This window comes from Deferrisoma palaeochoriense, from assembly GCF_054656955.1.
In genome coordinates, this window is record NZ_BAAHXI010000004.1 from 65,556 (window position 1) to 88,555 (window position 23,000).

Here is a 23,000-nt window from a genome sequence, read left to right on the forward strand (position 1 = left end):
CCCGATTCGATCGTCCTTTTCGTCCCTTCCCTAGAGCCCCCGGATCCCCAGGGCCTCGAGCTCGGCGTCCACCAGGTCGGCCCAGCCCCGGTTGGCCCGGGGGCTCGCCGGGCTCGGGTGGCTGATCCTCCCCACCCGGACGCCGGTGCCGGCAAGGGCTTCCCGGGCCCGGTCCTCGGCGAACGCGCCCACCCCCACCACGATCCGGGGCCCCAGGAGCGCTACGGTGTCCCGGAGCGCCCGGTCGCAGGCCGCGAACAGGGGTTCCCTCTCGGCCTTCTTCAGCTTGTCGGGGGTGAGGTTCCGGCCCGAGGCCGTGAGGAACAGGAGCGGGCAGTAGTTCGCCACGAAACACCGGGCGAAAAACCGCTCGGGGCTCCCGAACCGCTCGGCGGCCCACCCCCACAGCCGAAGCCCGCTCACCTCGTTCCGGGGGCACCCGAACCCCTCCACCGGCCGCTTGGGGTGTTCCCGGTCGGGCTTGCCCACCGGCGCCTCGATCCCGAGCCAGCCCCGCACCCGGCTCACCGCGCCGAAGGGAACCCCGGTCTGGGCCATGCCGAAGGGGCCCGGGTTCATGCCGAGGAACACCACCTCCTTGGGCGGGGAGCCGTAGCGGTCCCAGTAGAGGTCGTAGGGGGCCCGGGCGTACACGAGGGGATTGTAGACGTACGCCACGGGCTCGCCGAACCGGAGCCCCTCGAGCTCGGCCACGAGGCGGTCGGTGATGTCGCGGTGGGTCACGGCGTGGACTCCTCTCGGGAGGGCGGTCTTCGGTTACCGGTCTTCGGTCCGCCGCCGGGCTCTGCGGCCGCGGGGCCAGGTCCGGCCACGACGGCCAGGACCTCGGCCCCGTACCGGGCGAGCTTGGCCCGGCCGATCCCGGGCACCTCGGCCAGTTCCTCCAGGGTTCCCGGCCGGGCCTCGGCCACGGCCCGGAGCGTGGCGTCGTGGAACACCACGTAGGGCGGAACGCCCTGGGCCCGGGCGGTTTCGAGCCGCCAGGCCCGAAGGCGCTGGAACAGGGCCTCGGCCTCGGCCGGGACTGCGGCCGAGGCCGCCGGGGCCTTGGGTTTCGCCCGCCGGGCGACGGGGTCGCGCCGGAGCCGGAGCTCCCGCTCCCCCCGGAGCACCGGCCGGGCCCGGGCCGTGAGCCGCAGGGCCCCGTGGCCGCCGGGCACCGGCTCCACCAGCCCGGCCGCGGCGAGTTGGCGGAACACCGAGCGCCAGGTGCGCTCGTCCAGGTCCGTCCCGATCCCGAAGGTGCTCACCCGGTGGTGGCCCCACCGCCGCACGGCCTCGGTCTCCCGGCCCCGGAGCACGTCCACCAGGTGGCCCACCCCGAACCGCTGGCCCGTGCGGTAGACGCAGGAGAGCGCCTTTTGGGCCGCCACCGTGGCGTCCCAGGTCTCCACCGGCTCGAGGCAGGTGTCGCAGTTGCCGCAGGGTCGCTCCAGCGCCTCGCCGAAATACCCCAGGAGCACCTGGCGCCGGCACCCGGCCGCCTCGCAGTACCCCCACAGGGCGTCGAGCTTGCGGCGTTCGACCCGGCGGTGGGCCTCGTCGGCCTCCGAGAGCTCCAGGAGCCGGCCCAGGGCCACGATGTCGGAGAACCCGTAGGCCATCCAGGCCTCGGCGGGCAGCCCGTCACGGCCGGCCCGGCCGGTCTCCTGGTAGTAGGCCTCGAGGCTCTTGGGCGGGTCGAGGTGGGCCACGAACCGCACGTTGGGCTTGTCGATGCCCATGCCGAAGGCCACCGTGGCCACCACCACGACCCCCTCGTCCTTGAGGAACCGGTCCTGGTGGGCCTCGCGCTCGGCCGGATCGAGGCCGGCGTGGTAGGGAAGCGCATCCCACCCCCGCTCCCGGAGCCAGGCGGCCGTCTCCTCCACCCGCCTTCTCGTGAGGCAGTACACGATGCCCGCCTCGCCCCGGTGCCCCGCGAGGAACCGCAGGAGCTGCTCCCGGGGCCGGTCCTTGGCCACGACCCGGTACCGGATGTTGGGTCGGTCGAATCCCGCGACGAACCGCCTGGCGCCCTGGAGCCCGAGCCGCTCCACGATGTCGGCCCGGGTGGGCTCGTCGGCCGTCGCCGTGAGCGCCACCCGGGGCACCCCGGGAAACCGGTCGGCCAGGACGCCCAGGCCCAGGTACTCGGGCCGGAAGTCGTGGCCCCACTGGCTCACGCAGTGGGCTTCGTCGATGGCAAAAAGCGCGATCGGGATCCGGTCGAGGAGCCCGAGGAACCGGTCGGTCAGGAGCCGCTCCGGGGCGGCGTACACGAGGTCGAGCTCCCCCCGGAGAAGCGCCCCCTCGGCCCGGCGCGCCTCGGCCGGGGTGAGCCCCGAGTGGAGGGCCGCCGCCCTGATCCCCAGCTGCACTAGGGCGTCCACCTGATCCTTCATCAGCGCAATGAGGGGCGACACCACCACCCCGGTGCCGGGGCGGGCGAGGGCCGGGATCTGGTAGCACAGGCTCTTGCCCGAACCCGTGGGCATGAGCACCAGGGCGTCGCCCCCCGCGCACACGTGGCGCACCACGGCCTCCTGCTGCCCCCGGAACGAGGGGTAGCCGAACACCTCCCGGAGGATCGTCAGGGGGTCGGGCCGGGCCTTCACGGCAGCACGTCCGGCTCGAAGAAGAGCCAGCGCACCTGGGGGAACGCCCGCTTGAGGTCGCGCTCGCAGGCGTTGATGGCCTCCACCAGGGCCGTGGCCGACTCGGCCGGGGCCATCCGGGCCTTCACGGCCACCATGACGTCGGGCCCGAGTTGCAGGGTGATGAGATTGAGGACGCCGGCCACGGCCGGGTGGGCCACGAGGAACGAGTGGACCCCCCGCTCGAACTCCGGCCCGGCGCTCTCCCCGATCAAGAGCCCCTTGACCTCCCCGGCCACGGCCAGGGCGATCACGATGAGGAGTAACCCGACCCCCACGCTCCCCCAGGCGTCCCAGGCCGGGTTCCCGGTGACCACGGCCAGGCCCACCGCCACGAGGGCGATGGAGAGGCCCAGGATGGCCCCCAGGTCCTCGCCCACGACCACGAGGAGCTCGCTCCGGCGGCTCTCCCGAAACCACCGCCAGAGGGGTTTGCCCCGGCGCACATCCCGGGTCTCCCGCAGGGCGCCGGTCAGGGAAAGCCCCTCGAGCACGAGGCCCAGGACCAAGACCACCACCGCGATCCAGGGCCGGTCGAGCCCGTGGCCCTCGCCCGCCGGGTGGCCGAGCTTGTGGAGCCCCTCGTACACGGAAAACAGGCCGCCCATGCTAAACAGCATGAGGGCCACCACGAACGACCAGAAGTAGAGGGCCTTGCCGTGCCCCAGGGGGTGGTCGGCGTCGGGGGGCCGGCGGGCCCGGGCGAGCCCCAGGAACAGGAGGCCCTGGTTCGCGCAGTCGGCCAGGGAATGCACCCCTTCGGCCAGCATGGCCCCGGAGCCGGTGAGGCCGGCCGCGACGAATTTGGCCGCCGCGATGCCCAGGTTCGCCCCCAGGGCGTAGAGGATCGCGCGCACGCTGCCGGAATGGGGCATGACGTCGGTCTCCGGTTCAGGGCTCAGGGGACAGACGACAGAAGACAGGCGGGTGGCATCCACTTCGGCGGAAGCGTCGTCAACTCCCCGTGATTGTTGCGGAACGAGCTTCCCACCCGCCGCAGCGGGACCTAACCTCCGTCCTCTGGCCCTTGCCCCTCACACCCCCCGGTCCCGGTGGGGCCAGAGGATGCGGTGGAGCTGGACCTGGAGGCGGGCGTCCAGGCGGTCGGCCAGGAGCCAGGCGGCCAGGTCGGCCGGATCGAGGACGCCCCAGACCGGGGAGAAGCTCACCCGGATCCGGCCGAACACGTTGCGCCGGCCGAGTTCCTCCGCGGCCCAGGCGTAGTCGGCCCGGTCCCGGCACACCACCTTGAGCTCGTCCCGGGGCCCGAGCCGCTCCAGGTTCTCCCACCGGTTCCGGTGGGCCATGCCCGAGCCGGGGGTCTTGACGTCCATGACGACGTGGACCCCCCGGGGCACGGGGTCGAGGGGGAGGCTCCCGTTCGTTTCCAGGAGCACCCGGCGGCCGGTCTCCAGGAGGGCCTCCAAGAGGGCCGGGGTCCCCGGCTGGGCCAGGGGCTCCCCACCGGTCACCTCCACGGTGCCCTGGCCCTCCCGGGCCACGGCCCGAAGCACCTCGTCGAGGCCCCGGTCCTCTCCCCCCTCCCAGGCGTAGGCCGTGTCGCAGTAGGTGCACCGGAGATTGCAGCCGCCGAGCCGCACGAAGGTGCAGGGATAGCCGGCCCAATGGGACTCCCCCTGGATGCTCGAGAAGATCTCCACGACCCGCAGTCGCACGGTGTCCATCTGGCTTTACTCCGCTCTCGGGGCCCGTCAGATCAGGGGGCCCTCCATCGCGTACGGACCCGGGGCTGGGGGGCTGGTTCCGGCCGGGCGCGAGTGCGGCACCCGTTTCGCCGCGCCTTCGCATGCCGTTGCCAGCCCGGTGGGCCGGGGCGCCGGTGGCGGAAGTTCTTGAACCTCCGAGGCGATGCAGGCTTGGTGAGGGCGCGGCGACGTGAGGGGCCGCGCCCGGCTCTCCACCAGCCCCCCAGCCCCAGCCCCACGCCGTCGGAAACGCCCGAACTTCCGAACCAGGGCACTTGGAGGCTCCCCAGGGCCCCTTCGGGGCCCCGCTACGCTGGACAGTAACGCCCGAGCCAGGCCCCGGTGTGGGAGCGCCTTCCGTGCCAGGTGCCAGAAGATAGACGACAGAGGACCGGGGTGCTCTGACCTCTGACTTCTGAATTCCGGCCCCCGATACGGCAGCCGCTGACGCCGGAATCCCGAAGGTTCTCAGCCGCCTAGCTGCCGAGCAGCCCAGCCGCCTCGCCAAAGTTGCTCGGGAACTGCTCCCGGTTCCCCGACAGGCCCCTCTGGGCAGAGAGGGCCACTGGGTTCGAACGCAACCCGTTGTCAGATCTCCCCGAAGGCGGCCCGCACCAGGTCCTGGAGCCGGCCCGCCACCTCGAGGGCGTGGCGCAGCAGATACCGCTCCTGGGGGGGGAGCGCCGCGGGGTTCAGGTAGGTGTCTGGCGCCTCGCCCGCCTCCAGGGCCCTCGCCTGGGTCCGGAGCAAAAAGAACAACAGCGTCCGGTACGCGGTTTGGGCGAACTCCGCCTCCTCGGCCGGCATCGCGCCCCGGGCCGCCAGGGCCCCGAGCCGGCCGATGGTGGAGGTCTCGGCCACGCCGTGGCGCAGCGCCAGGATCCGGGCGCACTCGGCCACGAAGAGGAGCCCCGAGCGTTTGAGGTCGATCTCGCCCCGGTGGGGCCCCCGGCGCTCCGTGGCGAACGACCGGAACCAGCCCAGGGGCACCCGGTGGCGCGCGGCCTCGGCGTAGAGGCTCCGCAAAAGCGGAAAGTTTCGCCGTACCCCGTCGAGCAGGAACCCCCTCAGGTCGTGGGCCAGGCCCACGTCCCCCCAGATCGGCAGGAGATCGTAGGCCAGCGTGGAGTACCGCACGGCGTTGGAATCGGGCCGGGCGAACCAGCCCCGGGCCTGGTCGCGCCACTCCCGCAGGGGTTTTCGCCACACCGGGTTTCGGCTCATCACGTGGCCCCGGCAGGCCGGAAACCCGGCCTCGGCCAGCCCGGCCGACACCCGGTCGCCGAGCTCCATGAAATAGGGCTCCACCCGGCCCCACGCCGCCGGCGGGTAGTCGGCCAGGATCATGCCGTGGTCCTGGTCGGTGGCGAGATGGGCCTCTTCGCGCCCGTGGCTCCCCATGACCACGAAGCAGAAGGGGGCGGGGGGCCTGCCCCAGCCCTCGGCCTCGAGTTCCCCCATCGCGATCTCGAGGGCCCGGCGGTGGATGTCGCGGAAGAGGTGGGTCAGGGCCCGCGCCACCTCGTCGCCGGGCAGGCCCTCGTCCACGAGCCCCAGGCAGACCCGGGCCGCCTCCCGGCGCACGCGGGCGAGTTCGGCGAAGGACCGGGCCGCCTCGATGCCCTCCACGAGCTCGATGGTCCCGCGGGTCAGGAGCGGAAGGAGGTCCCGCATCGACACGACCCCCACGGCCCGCCCGCCCTCCACCACCGGCAGGTGGCGAATCCGGCGGTGGCCCATGATCCCGAGGGCCCGGTAGACGTAGGCGTCCGGGGCCACGGTCTCGACCGGCGAAGACATGACGGCCTCGGCCCGGGTCGTGTCGGGATCGAGCCCCCGGGCGAGCACCTTCGTCACCAGGTCCTTCTCGGTCAGGATGCCCCGGAGCACCCCGGCCTCCTGGACCAGGGCCGAACCCGTCCCCCGGGCCGCCATGGCCCGGGCCGCGTCGCGCACGGAGTCCACCGGCGCCACCCGCGCCGGGGGCCCCCGCATCACCTCCACCACCCGCTTGCGGAACGCGGCGGCGTCGGGGCGGCCGGGCAGGGGCTTCCGCCCCGCCTCCTGGACCCGGCGGAAGAGGTCCTGGAGGCGGCGGGCCATGGCGGCGGCGAGGAGCGAGCCCACCTCGGGGTGGGCGGCGGCGAGGTCCCGGAGCACCCCGGCCCGCACGGCCAGGGCCTCGCCCTCCCCGGCCACCCGGGCCGAGGCGGGGAAGGGGTCGGGGGTGAAGACCGAGAGCCAGCCCACCAGATCCCCGGGGCCCGACACGCTCACCACCACCTCCTCGGCCCCCTGGCCCACCCGGATCTCCACCGTGGCCGACTCCAGGTAGTACACGTCCTCCGGGGGCCCGCCCCCCTGGCGGAACAGGTACTGGCCCCTCCGAAGGCGCCTGCGCTCGATGGCCCGGGAGAGGACGTCCCGGGCCTCCGGCGGCAGGCGAGCGAGCGCCGGGGCGGCGGCGAGGAGGAGGTCGAGGTCGCTCAAGGGGTCTCCGGGGCGACGAGGTCGAGGGTGCCGAGGATCCGGTTGGCCCACGGCGCGTCCGGGTCGATCTGCCGGGCCCGCCGGGCCCAGGCGCGGGCGCCGCCGGCGTCCCCCTCGGCCGCGGCCAGGGCGGCCGCGTCCTGGGCGATGCGAAGGCGCAGCGCCGGCGGAAGACCCGGCACCTCCCACGCGGCCGCCAGCAGCTCCCGGGCCTCACCGGGCGGGGCCCCCAGGGCCGCTCGCACCGCGGCCAGTTCCACCAGCACCGTGGCGTAGAGGGCGGTTTCCCGCCCCCCGTCGGCGGCCTCGAGGGCGGCCCGGGCGGCTTCCAGGCCCTGGCGCGCCTGCTCGGGCTGGCCGGCCCGATGGGCCGTCCGGGCCTCGCTCACCCGGGCGGCCACGGCGCGGGCCAGGTCCTCGGCCGCCCGGCGGGCCGAGTCGCGCAGGTGCCTCTCCACGGCCACGCCGGCCGCGGTGCCCAGCGCCACCACGAGCGCCCAGGCCCAGAGCCGCCGAAGGAGTCGCGTCCTGGGGTTCGGTGAGGTTTCCTTCGGTTCGATGGCGTCTTGCTCCCGGGTGAGGGGGCCGGACGGCGTCCCGTCCGGCACACGGGAACGGATGCTACGGGGCCTGCCCGGGGGAGTCAATTTTGCGGCCCCTTGGCCCGGCCGGTCCCGCGGGGCGGGGCTTTTCTCGCGCCGGATTTTGAGATAAGGTTTGAATCTTCCCTTCGCGGGATTTTTCGTTGGGGATTGGGGGAACACGGGAGGACCGGCGATGGAGCAAAAGAAGGTGAAGGTCCTGGCGGTGGACGACGAACCCAACATCCTCCTGTCGCTCGAGTACATCCTCGAGCAGGAGGGGTTCGACGTGTACACGGCCCGTGACGGGGACGAGGCCTTGGAGTTGGCCGAGAAGGTCAGGCCCGACGTCGTGCTCCTCGACGTGGCCATGCCCCGGAAAGACGGCTACGAGGTCTGCCGCCTGCTCCGGGGGAACCAGGATCTTTCGGGTACCCGGGTGGTGATGCTGACCGCCAAGGGCCAACCCCTGGAGCGCAAGAAGGGCCTCGAGGTGGGGGCCGACGTGTACGTCACCAAACCGTTCGCCACCGACGAACTCCTCGAGAAGATCCGCAAGGTCCTCGCCGGATGACACCCGCCTCCGCGCCCCCCCGGCGCTCCGGCATCCGCCGCCGGATGATCGCCGCCTTCCTCGGCCTGGCCGTGGTGCCGTTCGCCGCGGCGCTCTCGATCCTCTTCTTCGTGGCCCGCCACGACGTGGTGGAGGTGCGGGCCTCGGCCCTGGCCGGGCAGGCCGCGATGCTCGCCGACCTCCTGGGCTCCCGGATCGCGTGGCTCGCCCAGGCCGCGGCCGGGCTTGCGGGGGTGCCCGAGGTCCGGGACCACGTGGCGCGGGAACGCACCCTCCCGCCGGGATGGGAGTCCACGGTGCGCCGCCTCATGCCCGAGGTCGAGGCGATCGCGGTGGAGCCCCCCGGCCTGGGCACGCCAGGGCTCCGGGTGGAGGGCGCCCGCCTGGTCGTCCGGGTGCCGGTGACCACCATCGAGGGCCGGGCGGCCGCAACCCTGCGGGTCGAGGCGAACCTGGACCGGGTGCGCGGGGTCGTGGACTGGTTCCGGGGCACCGTGGGCCGCGCCGTGCTCGTGGGGGGGAACGGGGAGCGGCTGGCCGGCGATCCCGAGGTGCCCGTGCCCCGGGATCTCCGGGGAAGGGGCTGGGTGCGGTTCGAGGTCCGGGGCGAGGAGTACGCCGCCGGGGCCGCGCCGGTGAGCCTGGGAGCCGGCGGGGATGGGGGCTGGATCGTGGTGGCCGTGAAGCCCCTGTCGGAACTCCTGGCCCCGTTCTACCGGGTGGTGGGGCAGCTCGTGCTGCTCCTGGGCGTCTTGGCCGCGGCCGTGGTGGCCCTGGCCTGGCGCCTTGCGGACGGCTTCGTGCGGCCGCTCCTCAAGATCCGCGACGGCGCGGAGATCGTCTCCCGGGTGAACCTGGGCCACCGGATCGAGGTCGCCACCGGCGACGAACTCGAGGACGTGGCCGATGCCTTCAACCGGATGGCGGAGTCGCTCTCCCGCAGCTACCGGGAACTCGAGGCCCGGGTGGCCGAGACCACCCGCACGCTCCAGGAGGAGCGAAACCGGCTGGCCACCGTGCTGCGGGCCATGCGCGAGGGCGTCGTGCTCGCGAACACCGCCGGGGAGGTGGTGCTCATGAACCCCCGGGCGCGGGCCGCCCTGGAGAGGGGCCCGGGCGCCGGGATCGGCGCCCCCCTGGGCCGGCTGCTGCCCGAGGACCGGGCCGCGTTCTACGTGCGCCGGGTGCGCCGGCGGTGGGAAGAGGGCCGGGAGGCCCAGGAGGAGGTGGTGTTCCCCCTCGAGCACGGGGGGCTCCTGCGGGGCACGATGAGCGGGGTGCCGGGGCCGGGGGGCGAGCTCTCGGGGTTCCTCCTCGTGTTCCGGGAGGCGGCGCTCGATCCCGAGGAGCGCCGGGCCGACGAAACCCTCCTCCAGATGCCCGAGCTCCTCAAGGGCCCCGTGGCCACGTCCCAGGCCCTTTTGGAGGCCCTGGGCCGGCACCCCGACATGAAGCCCGAGCAGCGACGGCGGTTCCTCGACGGCCTGGCCGAGGAGATCCGGCGCATGGCGGAGCGGGTCCGGGCGGCGGAGGAGGCCGCGGGCCTCCTGGCCGGGGCCCGGTGGGAGATGGTGCCGGCCGACCCGCTGGTGCTCCTCGGGGAGGCCGTGGGGCTCGTGCCCGGCGCCTATGTGAACCTGAAGGACCCCCGGGAGCCGGTGCCCCGGGTGTTGGTGGAGCCGTTCCTGTGGGTGGCATCGTTGGCGGCGGCCCTGCGGTGGCTGGGCGAGCGCACCACCGGGTGGAGCCCGGTCGATGCCTCGATCGAGGTGTCGGACGAGGCCGTGCTCACGGTGCTTCGGGTCTCGGCCGACGGGGCGCTCACCCCGGAGGCCTTGGAGGGGGTCGAGGTCCGGGCCCGGGGCGAGCCCACGGTGCGGCTCGGGGATGCCGTGCGCCGGAACCGGGGGGAGCTCTGGATCCGCACCGGGGAGGGCGGCGCGCAGGAGGTCTGTTTCGGGCTCGAACGGGCCTCCCGCAGGGCCGAGGAGGAGGCGCGGCCCGGCATCCTCGACGACCAGCCGGAGTTCTACGACTTCGACCTCTTCCTGCCCCGGCCCGCCCTCGAGGGGCCGGAGCTTTTGGCCACCCCGCTCCGGGACCTGGAGGTCGTGGTGTTCGACACCGAGACCACCGGGCTCGATCCCTCCAAAGGCGACCGGGTGGTGAGCCTGAGCGCCGTGCGGATCCGGGCGGGGAAACTGGTGGCCGGGAGCCAGTTCCATACCCTGGTGAACCCGGGGCGGCCCATCCCCGAGACCTCCACGGCGTTCCACGGGCTCTCGGACGCCGACGTGGCCGATGCCCCGTCGTTTGCCGAGGTGCTCCCCCGGTTCTACGAGTTCGTGGGCAAGGCGGTGCTCGTGGCCCACAACGCGGCGTTCGACAAGAAATTCCTCGACCTCGGGGCCCGGGAGGCGGGCCTGCCGCTCCTGGAGAACCCGATCCTGGACACCCTGTTCCTCTCCTACGGGGTCCACAAGGACCTCGAGGGCCATAACCTGGACGCCATCGCCCAGCGGCTCGGGGTGGCGATCGAGGGGCGCCACACCTCCCTCGGGGACGCCCGGGCCACGGCGGAGATCTTTTTGAAGCTGATCCCCCTCCTGGAGTCCCGGGGGGTGCGCACCCTGGGCGAGGCCAAGGCCTTCTGCGACCGCATGCTGCTCCTGCGCTGGCAGTCGTCGAGGTTTTAGAGGCTGGAACGCTAGAAGGCTGGAAGGCTGGGAGGCCAGGAGGCTGGAAGGCTAGAAGGCCAGGCGGCGGCGAAGCCGGGAAGGCGCCGGGCGGCCGCCCAGCCGCCTAGCCGCCCAGCGGGCCGAAGGCCCCCGACCCACGACCCACGATTTACGATTCACGATTTACGATTTACGACCCACGACTCACGACAAACGGCCCCTCATGGATTCTGGTGCCCGTCGACTCTCCGCCCTGTTCGTGCTGGGGGTGATCCTGTTTTTCTCGCCCCTGCTCGCCCTCTTTAACCGGCCCGTGGCCGTGGCCGGGGTGCCGCTCCTTCCCCTGTACCTCTTTCTCGCCTGGGCGGTGCTCCTCGCCCTGGCCCCGCTGCTCCTGCGCACCCGGCGATGACCCGCGCGTTTTGGGTGGCCCTCGTGGGCCTGGGGTACGTGCTCGGGCTCTTCGCCTTGGCCTACGCGGCCGACCGGGCCCGGGAGCGGGGCCGAAGCCCCGTGGACCACCCCCTCGTCTACAGCCTGTCGCTGGCCGTCTACTGCACCGAGTGGACCTTCTACGGGAGCATCGGCCGGGCCGCGTCCAAGGGGATGGGGTTCCTGCCGATCTACCTGGGGCCGACCCTGGTCTTTTTCCTCGCGCCCCTGGCCCTGCGGAAGATGGTCGCCTACTGTCGGACCCGGGGCATCACCACGCTGCCGGACCTCCTGGAGGAGCTCTACGGCAAGGGGTCGGCCCTGGGCGCCTTGGCCACGTTCATCCTGGTGGCGGGGGTCACCCCGTACATCGGGCTCCAGCTCAAGGCCGTGGCCCACACCTTCGATCTGCTGACCGGCCGCCTGACGGGAGGAGGCGTGCTCCAGGATGCGGCCTTCTGGGCCGCCCTCGGGCTCGCCATGTTCGCCGTGCTCTTTGGCGCCCGCACCCTGGTGGTGAGCGAGCGCCACGAGGGCATGGTGGCGGCCGTGGCGTTCGAGAGCGCCGTGAAGCTCGGGGCGTTTCTCGTCCTGGGAGCCTACATCACCTGGGGCATCGGGGGCGGGTTCGGGAGGATCTTCTCCGAGACCCTGGCCCACCCGGAGTTCCGGGACATCCTGGTGCTGGGGCCCAAGACCACCCTGCCCGAGTGGGTGACCCTCGGGGTGTTGTCCATGGCCGCCATCGTGCTCCTGCCCCGGCAGTTCCACATGCTGGTGGTGGAGAACGTGCGCGAAAACCACCTCCGGCAAGCCTCCTGGATCTTCCCCACGTACCTGCTGCTCATGAACCTGTTCGTGCTGCCCGTGGCCCTGGTGGGGCTCCTGGTCCACGCGCCGGGCCCTCCGGACACGTTCCTGCTCACCCTTCCCCTGAGCCGGGGCCACACCGGGCTTGCGGCGCTCGCGTTCCTCGGGGGGTTTTCCGCCGCCGCGAGCATGGTTATCGTCTCCTCGGTGGCCCTGGCCACCATGATCCTCCACCACCCGGGCATCGCGATCCTCGGAAAACTCGCCCCGTCCATGGGAGGGGAGACGCCCCGGGATCTCTCGCGCCAACTGCTTCTCGCCAAGCGGGCGTTCATCTTCGGGGTGGTGCTCCTGGGGTACGGGTTCTACCGATGGATCGGGGAATCCCAGACCCTGGTGAACATCGGGCTCCTGTCGTTCTCGGCGGTGACCCAGTTCGCCCCGGCCGTATTTCTGGGGTTCGTCTGGAAGGGCCGCACCCGAGCCGGGGCGCTGACGGGCCTCACCCTGGGGTTCGGGGTGTGGACCTACACCCTCTTGCTGCCCACCTTCGTGGGGTCGGGCTGGGTGGATCCGGCCATTCTAGAGCGGGGGCCCTGGGGCATCGCGGCCCTTCGGCCCCACGCCCTGTTCGGGCTGGAGGGCCTCGACCCCTGGTCCCACGCTTTGGTGTGGAGCACCGTGTTCAACCTCGGTGGATTCCTCACGGTGAGCCTCCTGGTGGGGGCCCGCCGGCCGGCCACGCCTCCCGCGGTGCCGATGGGGTGGGTGAGCCGCGAGGACGTGGAGGGGCTCCTCACCCGGTTCGTGGGGCCCGCGAAGGCCCGAGAGGTCATGGAGAGCATTCCGGCCCGGTCCGGGCCCCAGGCCCTGGTGGAGGCGGCCGAGCGGTGCCTCGCGAGCGCGCTGGGCACCCCGTCCGCCCGCATGATCCTCCAGAGCTTCCTGGCCTGGCCCCGGGACCAGGCCGTCGAGATCCTCGACGTGTTCGGGCGGGTGTCGCGCACCCTGGCCCAGAGCCGCGAGGCCCTGGAGCGCCAGCTCCGGGAGCTCCTGGTGCTCCACGAGGCGGCGGGGCTCATGTCGCGCACCCTCGACATCAACGCCGTGCTGGACGGGGTGCTCAATCTGATCCACCGGGAGTTCGGGTTCGAGTACCTGGCCGTGCGGCTCCTGGACGAGGACGGCAAACTCCGGATCCGGGCCCACGTCGGCCTCAACCCCGACTACGTGGCCCTGTCGGCCGTGCCCCCCTCCGAGGAGAGCTACTTCGGCACCTGCTTTCTGCGGGGAGAGCCGGTGGTCCTCGAGGACACCCGCAACGTGGACAAGCCGATCTTTTTCGGCCAACTGACCCAGGACGTGCCGGTCACGGCGCTCATCCACGCCCCCATGATCCACGAGGGCAAGCCCATCGGGGTGCTCACAGCCTACGGCACCCGGGGGCCCATGCACTTCACCGAGGAGTTCGTGAGCCTCTTTTGCGCCTTGGCGAACCAGCTCGCCATGGCCGTGGCCAACGCCCGGCTCTACGAGGAGGTGCAGGCTTACAGCCAGGCCATGGAGGAGAAGGTGCGCCAGCGCACGGCCGAGCTCGAGGAGGCGAACGCCCGGCTGCGGGAGCTCGACCGCCTGAAGAGCGAGTTCCTCTCCACCGTGAGCCACGAGCTTCGCACCCCCCTCACCTCGATCCGGTCCTTCAGCGAGATCCTCCTGAAATACGGGGTGGACGACCCGGACAGGCGCCGCCAGTTCCTGGAGATCATCCAGCAGGAGGCCGAGCGGCTCACCCGGATGATCAACGAACTCCTGGACCTCTCCAAGATCGAGGCCGGCCGGGTGGAGTTCCGCATCGAGCCGGTGGATCTGGGCGAGGCCATCCAGAAGGCGGCCGATGTGGCCAAGCCCCTGTGCGACGAGAAGGGGGTGCGGATCGAGGTCTCGGTGGAGGAGCTCCTGCCGCCGGTGGCCGCCGATCCCGACCGGCTCCAGCAAGTGCTCGCGAACCTCCTGTCCAACGCGGTCAAGTTCTCCCCGCCGGGGGGCACGATCTGGGTCGGCGCCGTGGCGGGGGAGGGCGAGGCCGTGGTCAGCGTAGCCGACGAGGGCGAGGGCATCCCGGAGGACCGCCTGGGCGAGGTGTTCGAGCGCTACTCCCAGATCCGCGACCCCCAGAAGAGCCACCCCCTGGGCACGGGCCTGGGGCTCGCCATCTCCCGGGAGATCGTCCAGCGGCTGGGCGGCCGCATCTGGGCCGAGAGCCGCGCCGGCGCCGGGGCCACGTTCTCGTTCACGATCCCGTTTGCCTCCAAGTGACTTCCGCGAGGCGGCCGGGCTGTTCGGCAGCTAGGCGGCTGAGAACCTTCGGGATTCCGGCGTCATCGCGTCGGCCAACCTGTGGGAGCGGCTGCCGTATCGGGGGCCAGAATTCAGACGTCAGAGGTCGGGGACCCCCGTATCCTCTTTTGTCTGTCCACTGATTCCTGGCACGGAAGGCGCTCCCACACCGGGCCCCTGACTCGCGCGTTACTGTCCTGCGTAGCAGGGCCCCAAAGGGGCGCTGGGAAGTTTCCAAGTAACTTCGGTCCACGGTCGCCGGTCTCGCGGTCGTCGGTCCTGTGGTCCAGACGGCCGCGGCTCACCGCGTGGCCGAGGCGGAAGTTATTGTTTTTGCAAACAGGCCACGCCCCGCGCGGCTTACGGGAGCTTCCAACTGGCACGGACCCGTCGCCCGCGTTGGGGGGCAAGGGGCCTCCCGGAGAGCCGGGTGCGGCCGTACCGGAAAACAGAAATCGGAATTCGGCCGACAGGATTCCGTGGCGCTGAGCTGCACCGGCCTCTGTCCCGTGATGTTCGATTTCTGACACGGAGGTCCCTTCCCCCACCCGCCAACGCGAGCACCGGCGCCTACCCCGCGGCAGTGGTTTGCGAAGAGGACGCGCCCCGCTCGGCCTACGGCAGGTCCCGAGGCTTCTTGACCCTCTGCGGCCGGTGTGTGAGCATCAGCGATTCCTTTGGAATCGTTCGCGAACGGAGCCCCCCGTGCCCGACGCCGTCCTGTTCTTCGCCCACGGGAGCCGATCCACCGAGGCCAACCGGTTCGTCCGGGACCGGGTCGAGGCCCTCCGGGCGCGGTGGCCCGGGGTGGCGGTGGAGGTGGCGTTCCTGCAACTGGCAGAGCCCGGGATCGCCGAGGCGCTGGGGCGGCTTGCCGCAACCGGGGCCCGGCGGGTCGCGGTGGTGCCGCTCTTCCTGGCACCGGGAAACCACGTGCGCGAGGACATCCCCGCCGCCCTGCGGGAGGCCGCCGCGGCCCACCCGGGGCTCGAGGTGGTCCTGACCGCTCCCCTGGGGGAGGCCGACGAGGTCTGGGCCGCCGCCGCCGAACTCGCCCGGGCGGCCCTCGCGGCCGGCCCCTCGAAAGGAGATCGAACCATGAAGCGTTGGGGCTACGACGTCGCCCCCCACGAGATCGAGGCCCGCAGCTTCGAGATCATCGAGGGTCTGGCGGACCTCTCCCGGTTCTCCCCGGCCGAGAAGGCCCTGGTGCAGCGGGTCATCCACGCCACCGGAGATCCCGGGTTCGCGGACCTCCTCGCCTGGAGCCCGGGCGCGGTGGAGGCCGGGGTGGAGGCGTTTCGGGCCGGCGCGCCGGTGGTCACCGACGTGGAGATGGCCCGGGCCGGGGTGAGCAAGGCCCGGGCGGCGAAACTCGGCTCCGAGGTCCACTGCTTCCTGAACGCCCCGGGCGTGCCCGAGGAGGCCCGGGAGCGGGGCGTCACCCGCTCGATCGCGGCCGCCGAGCGGGCCGTGGCCGCCTGCCCGGACGCCGTGTTCGCCTTCGGGAACGCCCCCACGGCGCTCTTCCGGCTCCTGGAACTCGCGGACGAGGGCCGGGCCCGGCCCCGGCTCGTGATCGGGGTGGTGGTGGGGTTCGTGGGGGCGGCCGAGTCCAAGGAGGCCCTCATGGCCCGCACGGATCTGCCCTGGATCGCGGTGCGGGGCAACAAGGGCGGCAGCAACGTGGCCGCGGCCTGCGTGAACGCCCTGATGAAAACGGCCCTGGAGGGGGCCCCGGCGTGAGCCGGAAGCTCCGCTCGGGGTTCACCACGGGGGCCTGCGCCGCGGCCGCGGCCAAGGGGGCCGCGCTCCGGCTGTTCGGCCGGGCCGCGGACGAGGTCACCCTCGACCTCCCCTGGGGCCGGCCCGAGGCCCGGCCGGTGCGGTTCGCCCTGGTGAACCCGGCGGGCGGGGACGGGTGGGCGGCCTGCGGGGTGGTGAAGGACGCCGGGGACGACCCCGACGTGACCGACGGCCTGGAGATCCGGGCCTCGGTGGCCCCGGATCCGGTGCCCCCCGGGGGCCGGCGCCACGACCACAGCGACGTCGAGAACTCCCGGGCGCCCGGCCCCGCCGAAACGGCGATCCGGATCGAGGGGGGCGAGGGGGTGGGCCGGATCACCAAGCCGGGCTTGGCGCTTCCGGTGGGGGAGCCGGCCATCAACCCGGTCCCCCGGCGCATGATCGAGGCCGCGGTGCGCGACGCCCTGGCCGAGGCCGGGGGTTCGGGCCCGGTGGGGCTCACGGTGGTGATCTCGGTGCCCCGGGGCGCCGAGGTGGCCCGGAAGACGTTGAACGCCCGGCTCGGGATCCTGGGCGGGCTTTCGATCCTGGGGACCACCGGGATCGTGGTGCCCATGAGCCACGACGCCTGGCGGGCCACGATCGACGCCGGCCTCGACGTGGCCCGGGCCGCTGGCCTGGGGCGGGTGGTGCTCTCCCACGGCCGCTCCAGCGAGGCCGCGGCCCAGGCCCTCTTCCCGGAGCTTCCCGAGGAGGCCTTCGTGCTCATGGGCGACCACGTGGGCTACGCCCTCGACGCCGCGGCCCGGCGGGGGCTCTCCATCGTGCTGGCCGGCCAGTTCGCCAAGTTCTGCAAGGTGGCCGCGGGTCACTTCGCCACCCACGTCAAGGACTCCCGGCTCGACAAGGAACTCGTGGCCGACCTCCTGGCCGAGGCCGGCTTTCCCCCCGAGCGGGTGGAGGCCGCCCGCTCGGCCAACACGGCCCGGGAGGTGTTCGAGGGGCTTTTGACCGGGGGCGACCGGGGGGTGTTCCGGGAACTCTGCCGGCGGGTCGCCGCCCGGGCCGCCGAGCGGGCGGGGGGCCGGGTGCCGGTGGAGGCGGTGCTCTTCGGGTACGACAAGGCCGTGCTGGCCCGGGAGGCCCTGGGATGAGGGTGCTGGTGGCCGGGGTGGAGCCCGGGGCCCGGGCGCTTCCCGCGGATCTCGCCGAGCGGGTCCGGGGAGCCGACCTCCTGGCCGGGGTCCGGCGGCACCTGGCCCTGGTGCCCGGGTTCGGCGGGGAACTCCTCCCCTTCGAGGACCACCGGGTCTCCGACGTGGCGGCCCGGGTCGCGGCCGAGCCGGGGAAGCGCGCGGCGATCCTGGCCTCGGGGGATCCCGGGTTCTTCGGGGTGGCGGCCCTGGTGCTCCGGCGGGTGCCGGCCGAGGAGGTCGAGATCGTCCCGGCCGTGTCCTCGATGCAGCTCGCCTTCGCGCGGGCCCGGGAGCCCTGGAGCGACGCCCGGTTCGTGAGCCTCCACGGCCGGCCCCTGGAGAACCTGGCCCCCGTGCTGGGCGCCCGGCGGATCGGGGTGTTCACCGACGCCGGGAACTCCCCGGCCCGGATCGCCGGGTTCCTGGAGGCCGCCGGCTGGGACGACTACGAGATGGTGGTGGCCGAGGACCTGGGGCTCGACTCCGAGCGGGTCCGCCGGGGGCCGGTCGCCGGGTTCCGGGACTGGACCGGCTCGGATCTGAACGTGGTGCTCCTCCTCCGCGAGGGGCCGGACCCCCGGCCCCTGGGACCGGGGCTCCCCGACGGGGCGTTCGCCCACGACCGGGGTCTCATCACGAAGCGGGAGGTGCGGGCCGTGGCCCTGGGCCTCCTGGGGCTTCCGGCCGAGGGCGTGCTCTGGGACGTGGGCGCGGGGTCCGGGTCGGTGGCGGTGGAGGCGTGCCTCCTGCGGCCCGGGCTTCGGGTCTTCGCGGTGGAGAAGACGGCGGAGGGCGTCGGGCACATTCGAGCGAACCGCCGGGCGTTTCGGGTGGCGAATCTCACCCCCGTGGCCGGGGAGGCGCCGGAGGCCCTCCGGGATCTGCCCGACCCCGACCGGGTGTTCGTGGGCGGCAGCGGGGGGCACCTCCGGGAGGTGCTCGATGCGGCCTGGGCCCGGCTCCGGCCCGGGGGCGCGGTGGTGGTGGCGGCCGTGCTCCTCGAGACCCTGGGCGAGGTCCTGGGCTGGGCGAGGGGGCAGGGCCTCGAGCCCGAGGTCACCGAGGTGCGGGCCAGCCGTTCCCGCCCCGTGGCCGGCCGGCACCGCCTGGCGCCCGAGAACCCGGTGTTTTTGGTAAGGCTGGGAGGATAGAAGGCTAGAAAGCTAGAAGGCTAGAAGGCTAGAAGGCTGGGAGGCTGGGAGCGAAACCCTTTTGGCCACAGATGGGCACAGATCGACACGGATCTTCTGCTTGGAGTGTAGGGGCGATTCGTGGTGTGCGCTTGTCCAACCCCCTGGCCGCGGCGAGCGAACCGAACACCAAAAACCGACGACCGGCGACCGAAGGTGCTGGGAGGATGTCTTTAGCCTTCCAGCTTTCTGGCTTTCCAGCTTTCAAGCGGGCCGAAGGCCCCGGACCGACGACCGATGACCGACGACCGATGACCGATGACCGACGACCGACGACCGACGACCGACGACCGAAGCGTTTCCGCCGTGCGGCCGGGGGAGGTGGTGTTCGTGGGGGCCGGGCCCGGGGACCCCACGCTCCTCACCGTGGCGGGCCGGGAGGCGGTGGAGGCGGCCGACGTGATCCTCTACGCCGGAAGCCTCGTGAACCCCGAGATCCTCTCGTGGGCCCGGCCCGAAGCGGAGATCCACGACACGGCCGGCATGAACCTCGAGGAGACGACCCGTGTCTGCCTCGAGGCGGCCCGGGCCGGCCGGCGGGTGGTGCGGCTCCACACGGGGGATCCCTCCCTCTACGGGGCCATCCAGGAGCAGATGGCGCCCCTCGAGGCCGCCGGGGTCCCGTGCCGGGTGATCCCCGGGGTGAGTTCGGCTTTCGCCTCGGCCGCGGCGCTCGCCACCCAGCTCACCCTGCCCGGGGTGAGCCAGACCGTGGTGTTCACCCGGCTCGGCGGCCGCACCCCGGTGCCCGAGGCCGAGTCCCTCGACCGCCTCGCGGCCACCGGCGCCACCCTGTGCGTGTTCCTGTCGGTCGACCGGATCGAGGAGGTGGTGGCCGCCTGTCTTCGGGGCGGCCGGTCCCCCGACACCCCGGCGGCCGTGGTCCACCGGGCCTCCTGGCCCGACGAGGCCTGGGTCACCGGCACGCTCTCGGACATCGCGGAGAAGGTGCGGGAGGCCGGGTTCCGGCGCCAGGCCATGATCCTGGTGGGTGAGGCCCTGCGGCCCCGGCTCCAGGGCTGGGACGGGTTCCCCCGGTCGAAGCTCTACGATCCGGGGTTTCGGCACGGCTACCGGTGTCAGGGACCAGAAGACAGAGGACAGAGGACAGGAGGAGAGGACCCCTGACAGGGCATCATCCTCCGAGCAAAGGACCCGGAATGCCCACACGGGCTCACGCGGACTCCCTTCACGCCGTGGCCCTCACCCGGGCCGGGGCGCGGACGGCCCGGAGGCTCGCCGCGGCGTTCCCCGGGTGCCGGGCCTGGGTGCCCGAGCGGTTCGCCCAACCGGGCGACGAACCCCTCCGGGAGCCCGTGGCCGACCTCCTGGCCCGCTTGTGGGGAGGGGCCCAGGGGTTTTTCCTCGTCATGGCGGCCGGGATCGCCGTGCGGGCCGTCGCCCCGCTCCTGCGGGACAAGGCCCGGGATCCGGCCGTGGTGGTGTTCGACCCGAAGGGGCGGTTCGCGGTGCCGATCCTCTCGGGCCACCTGGGCGGCGGGAACGATCTGGCCCGCCGGGCGGCCGAGGCGCTCGGGGGCACCCCGGTCGTCACCACGGCCACCGACGCCCTGGGAAGGCCCGCAGTGGAGGTGTGGGCCCGGGACCGGGGGTACGCCTGGGAGCCCCGGGAGGGCCTGGTGGCCGCGAACGCGGCGCTGGCCAACAAGGAGCCCATCGGGGCCTGGGCCGACCCGGAGGCCGGGGGGCTGGGCCTTCTCGAGGGGCTCGCCGAGCACCTGGATCTCGCCACCGAGGACGAGGCCGAGGCCCGCCGGTTCGGGGGGTGCCTCCTGGCCGTGACGCCCCGGCTCCGGCCGGATGTCCCGGCCGCGTTGTGGCTTCGGCCCCGGTGCCTCGTGCTTGGTGTCGGGTGCCGCCGGGCCGCCGACCCCGAAGCCGTCACCGAAGGCGTGCGCGAAGCCCTGGCCAAGGCGGGGTGGAGCGAGGGGAGCGTAGCCGCGGTGGCCACGGTGGACGCCAAGGCCGACGAGCCGGCCCTCCACCGGCTCGCCGGGGCCCTCGGCGCCGATCTCCGGATTTTTCCGGCCGATGCCCTGGCGGCCGTGGCGGTGCCCACCCCGTCGGAGCGGGTCCGGGAGGCCGTGGGCACCCCCAGCGTGGCCGAGGCCGCGGCCCTGGCGGCCGCCCCGGGGGGCCGGCTCGTCATGCCCAAGGGCAAGGGATCGAACTGGACGCTGGCCGTGGCGCTCGGGGCGCCGGAGGGCCGGAGGGAGTCCCTCGAGACCCGCGGCGGATAGCCGCGGGGAAAGGCACGCAGGGTGGCGGAAACCGTGGATCGCGGCCGGCCGTGGCTGGCCCCGCTGTTCGTGGGTGCCATCGGGTTTGCCGCACTCACATGGATCAGCCAGCGGAACTACCTCCTCTTCCATTCCCTGGTCGAGCTGTTCAGCGTGGTGGTGGGGGCGTGCCTGTTCCTGGTGGCGTGGCATTCGAGGCACCGGCTCCAGAACGGGTACTTCGCGGTGCTGGCGATGGCGTACCTTCCCGTTTCGGCCATCGACCTGGCCCATACCTTGGCGTACAAGGGTATGGGCGTGTTCCCCTGGGCGACGGCGAACCTCCCCACCCAGTTGTGGATCGCCGCCCGTGCCACCGAGGCCTCCGCCCTGGTGCTGGCACCCGTGTTTGCGGCGAGGACGGTGTCGGCTCGGAGGGCTCTATGGGCCTACGGGGCACTCGGGGTCGCGCTCCTTGCCGCCATCTTCGCGGGGGTGTTCCCGGCCTGCTTCGTGGAGGGACGCGGCCTGACGCCGTTCAAGAAGGGCATGGAGTACGCCATCAGCGGCACCCTGGTCCTGGCGGCTTGGGGACTTCTACGGAGAGCCCGGTTCTTCGACCGGACTTCCCTGGCGATGCTGGTGGCTGCCACGGTCACCACGGTGTTCGCGGAACTCGCGTTCACCTTCTACGTCTCGGTGTTCGGGCTTTCAAACCTCGTGGGGCACCTCCTCAAGTTCGTGTCGTTCTGGCTCGTCTACCTGGTGCTCGTGCGGACGGCCATCGAGGAACCGGTGGATCTCCTGTTCGCCCAGTTGAAGCGGCGGGAGGCGGAACTGAGCGAGGAAAAGGCGAGGCTGCAACAAGCGTTGGAGCAGGTTCGGACGCTGGAGGGACTCATTCCGATTTGTTCGGGATGCAAGAAGATCCGCGACGACAAGGGATACTGGCGTGAGGTGGAACTCTACGTGCGTGAGCGGACGGGGGCGGAGTTCACCCACGGCCTGTGCCCCGACTGCGTGGAGCGGCTCTACCCCGAGTTCGCGGGGCAACTGGGTAAGCACAGGCAGGGAGGCTAGAAAGGTGCTTTTCGTCGTCGGCATCGGCCCCGGGGGGCGGGACCACATGACCCTGCGGTCGCTCGAGGCGATCGGGTCGGCCGAAGTGATCGTGGGGTACACGAGATACGTGGAGCTCCTAGGCGACCTCGCGGCCGGCAAGGAGGTGGTGGCCACCGGCATGACCCGGGAGACCGAACGGTGCCGGGCCGCGGTGGACCGGGCCCTGGCGGGCCGGCGGGTGGCCGTGGTCTGCACGGGCGATCCCGGCGTGTACGCCATGGCCGGGCTCGTGCTCGAACTCCTGGAGCGGCTCGACCCGGAAGGGACCGTGCCGGTGGAGATCGTGCCCGGGGTCACGGCGGTGAGCGCCGCGGCGAGCCTTCTCGGTGCCCCCCTCATGACCGACTTTGCCGTGGTGAGCCTCTCGGACCTCCTGACCCCCTGGGAGGCGATCGAACGGCGCCTCGAGGCGGCCGCGGCGGCCGACTTTGTGGTGGCGCTCTACAACCCCCGGAGCCGGAAGCGGGTGCGCCACCTGGACCGGGCCTGCGAGATCCTCGCCGCCCACCGGCCGGCCGACACCCCGGCCGGCATCGTGCGCCACGCCCTGCGGCCGGGCCAGGAGGTGACCCTCACCACCCTGGCCGAGGTGCCGCGGTGCGAGGTGGACATGATGAGCGTGGTGATCGTGGGGAACCGCTCGACCCGCCGCTGGCGCGACTGGCTCATCACCCCCCGGGGGTACGAGCTCGACGAAGGATAGTGATCCCATGCTCCCAGGCGAGGATGGGCGGTCACGATGGAAACGCCAAAGATTTTCACGTCCGAGCGTCCGAGCGTCCCAACGTCCCAACCGAAAGAGCCTTCCAGCCCCTTTTCCGGAGAACCCCCGATGGCCCGAAAGATCGTGGTGACCGTGATCGGCAAGGACCAGGTGGGCATCGTGGCCAAGGTGGCCACCGTCCTGGCCGATGCCGTGGTGAACATTGAGGACATCAACCAGAAGATCCTGGGCGGCGACATCTTCGCCATGACGATGCTCGCCGACATGGCGCGAAGCCCCCTGAAGCTGCCGGAGCTCACGGCGGCCCTCGAAAAGGCCCTCGAGGGCATGGGCCTCAAGGTCATGGTCCAGGACGCCGAGGTCTTTCGCTACATGCACCGGGTCTAGGGGAGCCGGGGGCCAGAGGACGGAATCCAGAGGACAGGGTGTGGTGCAGCCCGTGGCCGGCGGCCACGGGCCGATCCAGGCCCAGCGGGCGGCGCAAAGCCGGCAGAGTCGCCGCGCCGGGGGCCGCACG

General features: G+C 72.7%; 18 protein-coding genes. 12 read left to right on the top strand and 6 right to left on the bottom strand.

The window, feature by feature from the left end; all coding sequences use genetic code 11:
- Positions 1 to 30: 30 nt before the first annotated feature.
- The 6 genes from ACYQ8L_RS02265 to ACYQ8L_RS02290 all read right to left on the bottom strand — a co-directional run bounded on the left by ACYQ8L_RS02265 (position 31) and on the right by ACYQ8L_RS02290 (position 7,461).
- The gene (locus tag ACYQ8L_RS02265) at positions 31 to 744 is read right to left on the bottom strand and encodes a uracil-DNA glycosylase family protein (protein ID WP_459940139.1); all 714 of its coding nucleotides are present in this window, start codon (positions 742 to 744) and stop codon (positions 31 to 33) included.
- Positions 741 to 2,618 carry a DNA helicase RecQ gene (gene recQ, locus ACYQ8L_RS02270; RefSeq protein ID WP_459940140.1) on the bottom strand — a complete coding sequence of 626 codons (1,878 nt, stop codon included), beginning with the start codon at positions 2,616 to 2,618 and terminating at the stop codon, positions 741 to 743. Before recQ ends, ACYQ8L_RS02265 begins: the two co-directional genes overlap by 4 nt.
- Entirely contained in the window at positions 2,615 to 3,532 is a 918-nt protein-coding gene (locus ACYQ8L_RS02275) for a cation diffusion facilitator family transporter (protein WP_459940141.1), read from the bottom strand. Before ACYQ8L_RS02275 ends, recQ begins: the two co-directional genes overlap by 4 nt.
- Positions 3,533 to 3,691: 159 nt before the next feature.
- Positions 3,692 to 4,342, bottom strand: a complete 651-nt coding sequence (locus ACYQ8L_RS02280; RefSeq protein WP_459940142.1) for a radical SAM protein — start codon at positions 4,340 to 4,342, stop codon at positions 3,692 to 3,694.
- Positions 4,343 to 4,951: 609 nt separating this feature from the next.
- Entirely contained in the window at positions 4,952 to 6,853 is a 1,902-nt protein-coding gene (locus ACYQ8L_RS02285; protein ID WP_459940143.1) for a putative nucleotidyltransferase substrate binding domain-containing protein, read from the bottom strand.
- Positions 6,850 to 7,461 carry a hypothetical protein gene (locus ACYQ8L_RS02290; RefSeq protein ID WP_459940144.1) on the bottom strand — a complete coding sequence of 204 codons (612 nt, stop codon included), beginning with the start codon at positions 7,459 to 7,461 and terminating at the stop codon, positions 6,850 to 6,852. Before ACYQ8L_RS02290 ends, ACYQ8L_RS02285 begins: the two co-directional genes overlap by 4 nt.
- A 169-nt stretch (positions 7,462 to 7,630) precedes the next feature.
- Here ACYQ8L_RS02290 and ACYQ8L_RS02295 point away from each other — a divergent pair, with 169 nt between their 5' ends.
- The 12 genes from ACYQ8L_RS02295 to ACYQ8L_RS02350 all read left to right on the top strand — a co-directional run bounded on the left by ACYQ8L_RS02295 (position 7,631) and on the right by ACYQ8L_RS02350 (position 22,870).
- Positions 7,631 to 8,008, top strand: coding sequence for a response regulator transcription factor (locus ACYQ8L_RS02295; protein WP_459940145.1), 378 nt, complete (start codon positions 7,631 to 7,633; stop codon positions 8,006 to 8,008).
- Positions 8,005 to 10,704 (top strand): 3'-5' exonuclease, encoded by a 2,700-nt coding sequence (locus ACYQ8L_RS02300; protein WP_459940146.1) that lies wholly within the window; start codon positions 8,005 to 8,007, stop codon positions 10,702 to 10,704. Before ACYQ8L_RS02295 ends, ACYQ8L_RS02300 begins: the two co-directional genes overlap by 4 nt.
- A gap of 205 nt (positions 10,705 to 10,909) precedes the next feature.
- Entirely contained in the window at positions 10,910 to 11,098 is a 189-nt protein-coding gene (locus ACYQ8L_RS02305; protein WP_459940147.1) for a hypothetical protein, read from the top strand.
- A complete protein-coding gene (locus tag ACYQ8L_RS02310; protein ID WP_459940148.1) occupies positions 11,095 to 14,244 on the top strand; it encodes an ATP-binding protein in 3,150 nt (1,049 codons plus the stop codon). Before ACYQ8L_RS02305 ends, ACYQ8L_RS02310 begins: the two co-directional genes overlap by 4 nt.
- A 726-nt stretch (positions 14,245 to 14,970) precedes the next feature.
- Positions 14,971 to 16,011, top strand: a complete 1,041-nt coding sequence (locus ACYQ8L_RS02315; protein WP_459940149.1) for a precorrin-8X methylmutase — start codon at positions 14,971 to 14,973, stop codon at positions 16,009 to 16,011.
- Complete coding sequence (cbiD, locus tag ACYQ8L_RS02320; RefSeq protein WP_459940150.1) at positions 16,008 to 17,165, top strand: cobalt-precorrin-5B (C(1))-methyltransferase CbiD; 1,158 nt, start codon at positions 16,008 to 16,010, stop codon at positions 17,163 to 17,165. The genes ACYQ8L_RS02315 and cbiD overlap by 4 nt, the downstream gene beginning before the upstream one ends.
- On the top strand, positions 17,162 to 18,358 hold the full coding sequence (gene cbiE, locus ACYQ8L_RS02325; RefSeq protein WP_459940151.1) for a precorrin-6y C5,15-methyltransferase (decarboxylating) subunit CbiE: 1,197 nt from the start codon (positions 17,162 to 17,164) through the stop codon (positions 18,356 to 18,358). The genes cbiD and cbiE overlap by 4 nt, the downstream gene beginning before the upstream one ends.
- Before the next feature lie 297 nt (positions 18,359 to 18,655).
- Positions 18,656 to 19,525 carry a precorrin-4 C(11)-methyltransferase gene (gene cobM, locus ACYQ8L_RS02330; protein WP_459940152.1) on the top strand — a complete coding sequence of 290 codons (870 nt, stop codon included), beginning with the start codon at positions 18,656 to 18,658 and terminating at the stop codon, positions 19,523 to 19,525.
- A gap of 32 nt (positions 19,526 to 19,557) precedes the next feature.
- Positions 19,558 to 20,658 (top strand): cobalt-precorrin 5A hydrolase, encoded by a 1,101-nt coding sequence (locus ACYQ8L_RS02335; protein ID WP_459940153.1) that lies wholly within the window; start codon positions 19,558 to 19,560, stop codon positions 20,656 to 20,658.
- Between the two features lie 21 nt (positions 20,659 to 20,679).
- The gene (locus tag ACYQ8L_RS02340) at positions 20,680 to 21,717 is read left to right on the top strand and encodes a membrane-associated sensor domain-containing protein (protein ID WP_459940154.1); all 1,038 of its coding nucleotides are present in this window, start codon (positions 20,680 to 20,682) and stop codon (positions 21,715 to 21,717) included.
- A gap of 4 nt (positions 21,718 to 21,721) precedes the next feature.
- Positions 21,722 to 22,462, top strand: a complete 741-nt coding sequence (gene cobJ / locus ACYQ8L_RS02345) for a precorrin-3B C(17)-methyltransferase (protein WP_459940155.1) — start codon at positions 21,722 to 21,724, stop codon at positions 22,460 to 22,462.
- A gap of 129 nt (positions 22,463 to 22,591) precedes the next feature.
- On the top strand, positions 22,592 to 22,870 hold the full coding sequence (locus ACYQ8L_RS02350; RefSeq protein ID WP_459940156.1) for an ACT domain-containing protein: 279 nt from the start codon (positions 22,592 to 22,594) through the stop codon (positions 22,868 to 22,870).
- Positions 22,871 to 23,000 lie beyond the last annotated feature (130 nt).